This is a genomic window from Streptosporangium sp. G11 (assembly GCF_051192615.1).
Taxonomy (GTDB): Bacteria; Actinomycetota; Actinomycetes; order Streptosporangiales; family Streptosporangiaceae; genus Streptosporangium.
This window is the reverse complement of sequence record NZ_JBPJUQ010000207.1, coordinates 1-3,808: the sequence shown is the minus strand read 5'-3', so window position 1 is coordinate 3,808 and position 3,808 is coordinate 1. Positions and strand designations below refer to the sequence as shown.

The window sequence follows — 3,808 nt, the reverse complement described above, 5'->3', positions numbered from 1 at the left end:
CTGCGGCACCTGTTCAACCGTCTGATCGGCTGCCTCTATCACTGCCTCAAAACGCGCCGGACCTACGACGAGTCCATCGCGTTTCCACCTCCTCTCACCGTCGTCACTTGACACCACAACGTGCTCGGATGTCTGGGGACACATTCGGGAGGAGGACGCCGTGGCGGGCGGGAGCGGAGCCATGCGCTCCGCGAGGCGTCCGAGTGCGGTCATGGTCATGCCTCCGGGGTGAGCGCGATGCGGCCGTTGACCTCACGGCTCTCCATACGCTGGTGGGCGGTGACGGCCTGGCTGAACGGCAGTACGTCGACGTCGATCTGCGCCAGGCCGGCGGCGGTCGCCTCGACGGCCGAGGCGAGCGCGGCGGGAACGGCTTGCGGGTGGGCGGGCAGGAACGCGCCGGCGTTGTAGCCGGACACGGTGATGCTGCGGAACCACAGCTGGTTGGTGTCCACCTCGTGGCCCCAGTCGTCCGAGGCGTTGCCCGCCGCGATCAGGCGGCTGCCCGGCCGCATCACCTCGAAGCTCCGGGTGCGCAGCGTCCCGCCGACGGGGTCGATCACGACGTCGAACTTCTCATCGCCCAGGACACCGAGCAGCTCCGTGGAGTCCACGATCTGGTCGTAGGGCAGCCGGCTCGCCCGGCCGGCGGCCAGTTTGCCCGGCAGGACCGTGCCCACGACGCGGGAGGCGCCGAGCTGTTTGGCCACGCCCGGGAACCCGGCGGCCAGCCCGCCCAGCGCCCCGTGCACCAAAACGCTGTCCCCCTCGGCCAGGTGCGCGACCCGGGTGAGCGCGACGTGCGCCATCGCGGCGTTCGGGATCACCGACACCGCCAGCGCCGGGTCGATGCCGCGTCCCTCGATCGAGACGGACAGCGCGGCCTTCGCGATGTAGACCGAGGCGTAACCGCCGGTGCCGGTACCCGCGGACAAAGCGACCACGTGCTCCCCGACACTCAGGCCGGTCACGCTCTCACCGAGCGCGCGCACGGTGCCGGCGACCTCCAGGCCCGACACGAACGGCGGCTGCGGCATACCAGGCTGGTCCTTGTACCGGCCCTGCCGCAGATACAGGTCGATCAGGCCGACCGCAGCGTGCGAGACGTCGATCGCGACCTCTCCCGGCCCGGGGACCGGGTCCGCAAGATCGGTGATCAGTTTGAGGACCGCCGGGTCTCCGAACCGGGTGACATGCACTGCCTGCATGAACCTGTCCTCTCCACATGCGACACATCCGCGTCGCCATTTAGCGCACCTCGTGATGCGTTAACTGGAACCTAGCACGAAGATTCACTTAACGCATCATGGTGTGCGTTATAGTTGTCGTATGAAGGAACGAGCACGGTCCGCCCAGGACAAGGAACAGCGGTCGCAGGATCTGCTCACAGCCGCGCAGGCGCTGGCCACCGAGCTAGGCGGCGTCCGGTTCATCACCGTGCAGGCGGTCACCGAGCGCGCGGGCATGCACCGCACCGGAGTGCGCCGCTACTACTCCAACCGAGAGGAACTCCTGCTCGAGCTCGCCGAACAGGGCTGGGCCCAATGGCGGGCTGCGATCGCCGCACAGGTGGCCGAGCGCACCGGCCTGGGGCCCGAAGACGTCGCCGGCGTCGTCACCGACATGATCATCGCCCTTCCGGTGTTCTGCGACCTGCTCACCCACGTCGCCCTGACCCTAGAGGGCGACGTGGCCATGGAACGCGCACGCCAGTACAAGACACGCTCGTTCGCCGCCTACGACGCGATCGTGGAGGACCTGAACCGCGCCAGCTCGATGACCCCCGACCAGCTGCGAGGACTCATCGCCGCCACCCTCGCCCTGGCCGCCAACGGGTGGCAGGTGTCCCACCCCACACCCACCCTCGCCGCCCTCTACCAGCAAGTACCCGAATGGGGCCACGCCGCCTTCGCCTTCGCCCCACGACTGAAACTGCTCCTGACCGCACTCGCCGTCGGCCTGCACACCGTCATCCCCGACCCCGACCCGGCTTCGGCCCCGAACTGAACCATCCAAGCCCCCGACACCACCTCCCCACCGCGCCGAGCGAGGGGGCCTACCTCCAACCGAGAGCCATGGCGACCCTCAGCGCTGCGCGGACGTTCTGGCCCTTCCCCGACTCCCATCCGCGACGGACACGGCCAGCCGCAACCCGTTCCCGTCACCGATGCCGGTCATCGGCAGGCCGATGCATTCGGGCGGGAGTGGCCCGCCCACAACCGGAGGAACCCGCTGGCACGCTGTAGGCCCGCAGGTTCATCTCGGACCCGGCCACATCTTCGTCGACGAAGAACCGCCCGCACTGGAGGAGGGGCCTCGATCCGCGCAGCAGTGAGCCCGCGATCGTCGTCGGCCGCTTCCGCTGCACTCTTCCCGGACGAACCTCAGATGTTGCGGGATAACCTTCGTTATCAGGCAAGAACAAGATCACGCGGCTATCGTGAGCTGGGAGCGGGCCTTCCCGGGGCGGGCCGTTCGATTTCCAGTTATCTGGCAACTCGGTGCACGGGAGGGTAAAGACGTGGATCCGGTGATCGTCGAACGCCTCGGGAAAGAGCATCCGCTCGCCCGTCATCTCGACGACTTCCTCACCGATCAGAGGAACGCGGGCGCGTCCCCGCACACCCTGCGCGCCTACCGCGGTGACCTTCTCCAATTCACCGCGCACTGCGACGGACAGATCGCCGAGCTGACCGCACCGCCCATTCGGGAGTTCCTCACCGCGATCGGCGCCCTGTCGGCCGCGACCCGCAAGCGCAAGCGCGCCGCCGTCGCCTCCTGGTGCAAGTGGGCCGTGCGCCACGACCTGCTCGACGCCAACCCCATGGACAAGATCGACACCATCAAGGTGGCCAAGAACCTGCCCCGGCCAGCCGCGGCCGCCGACGTCACCAGGGTCATCAACTCGATCTGCAGCAGACGTCCGCGCAAGGACGTCCCGCTGGACCGGCTCCGCGACCGGGTCCTATTCGAGACGATCTACGTGTGCGGAACCCGCGCCGCCGAAGCCTGCACCCTGGACCTCGACGACTTCGACCTCCGCCAGGACGACGAACACGTCCGCATCCACGGCAAAGGCGGCACCGTCCGCACCGTCCTCCTCGACGACCGCGGCTACGTCACCCTCCTCAAGCTCTACCTGGGCCGCGCCGACTACCGGTTCGGCCCCGCATTCCGCGCCAGCATCAACGGGACCGGCGGACCGCTGTCCTACGACGCAGCCCACCACCGATGGGAGTACTACTGCGAAGCGGCCGGAGTCGACATCGAGATCCACCAACTGCGGCACGCCCACGCCACCGAACTAATCAACGCCGGGGTGCCCATCGAGGTCGTCCGCCGACGGCTCGGCCACGCCTCGACCGAAACCACCCAGCTGTACACACTGCTCGCCGACGACGTCGCCGACACCGAGATCCGCGCCGCCCGACGCCGCCGCGAACGCCGCTAACTCAGCCCGCGGCCCGTTTCTGCCGTATTCCGGTGGCACCCCCAGTAAGGTCAGCAAGCCCTGCGGAGTTCGTTCTCCGCCGGCGATACGGCCGATCATCTGCCGTCTGGTCTCAACGTCGGCGAGCATGTTTGCGGCAATCGAGCGCAGCTCCGGTTTTGGATGGCGCCACTCCTGCTCGTCTTCGTCAATGCGAGCGTGCAGGAATGTGATCAAAGTACCCATGATGTCCAAAGCGTCCACGGCGCCATCATCGCTGAAACGACCCATCCTCCGCGCCGGTCGCGTCCGAGATGCGGTGTAAAAGAGAACGAGCGTAGGTTGCCGTGCTGAACCGACCAAAGTTCGCACTACGCA

3 protein-coding genes are annotated in these 3,808 nt (G+C 67.8%); 2 read left to right on the top strand and 1 reads right to left on the bottom strand.

Annotated elements, in window-relative coordinates; genetic code table 11:
• Positions 1–215 precede the first annotated feature (215 nt).
• Positions 216–1,208, bottom strand: coding sequence for a quinone oxidoreductase family protein (locus ACSDR0_RS49665; RefSeq protein WP_435295971.1), 993 nt, complete (start codon positions 1,206–1,208; stop codon positions 216–218).
• A 121-nt stretch (positions 1,209–1,329) separates the two neighbouring features.
• On the opposite strand from ACSDR0_RS49665, the gene ACSDR0_RS49660 reads away from it, so the two are divergent.
• Both ACSDR0_RS49660 and ACSDR0_RS49655 read left to right on the top strand, forming a co-directional pair.
• Entirely contained in the window at positions 1,330–2,007 is a 678-nt protein-coding gene (locus ACSDR0_RS49660; RefSeq protein WP_435295970.1) for a hypothetical protein, read from the top strand.
• Between the two features lie 514 nt (positions 2,008–2,521).
• On the top strand, positions 2,522–3,451 hold the full coding sequence (locus ACSDR0_RS49655; RefSeq protein WP_435295969.1) for a tyrosine-type recombinase/integrase: 930 nt from the start codon (positions 2,522–2,524) through the stop codon (positions 3,449–3,451).
• The last annotated feature ends 357 nt before the right edge of the window (positions 3,452–3,808 follow it).

Bases quoted from the DNA above. Each gene is read 5' to 3' on its own strand.
- ACSDR0_RS49660 (WP_435295970.1), top strand. From the start codon at position 1,330: ATGAAGGAACGAGCACGGTCCGCCCAGGACAAGGAACAGCGGTCGCAG.
- ACSDR0_RS49665 (WP_435295971.1), bottom strand. From the start codon at position 1,208: ATGCAGGCAGTGCATGTCACCCGGTTCGGAGACCCGGCGGTCCTCAAA.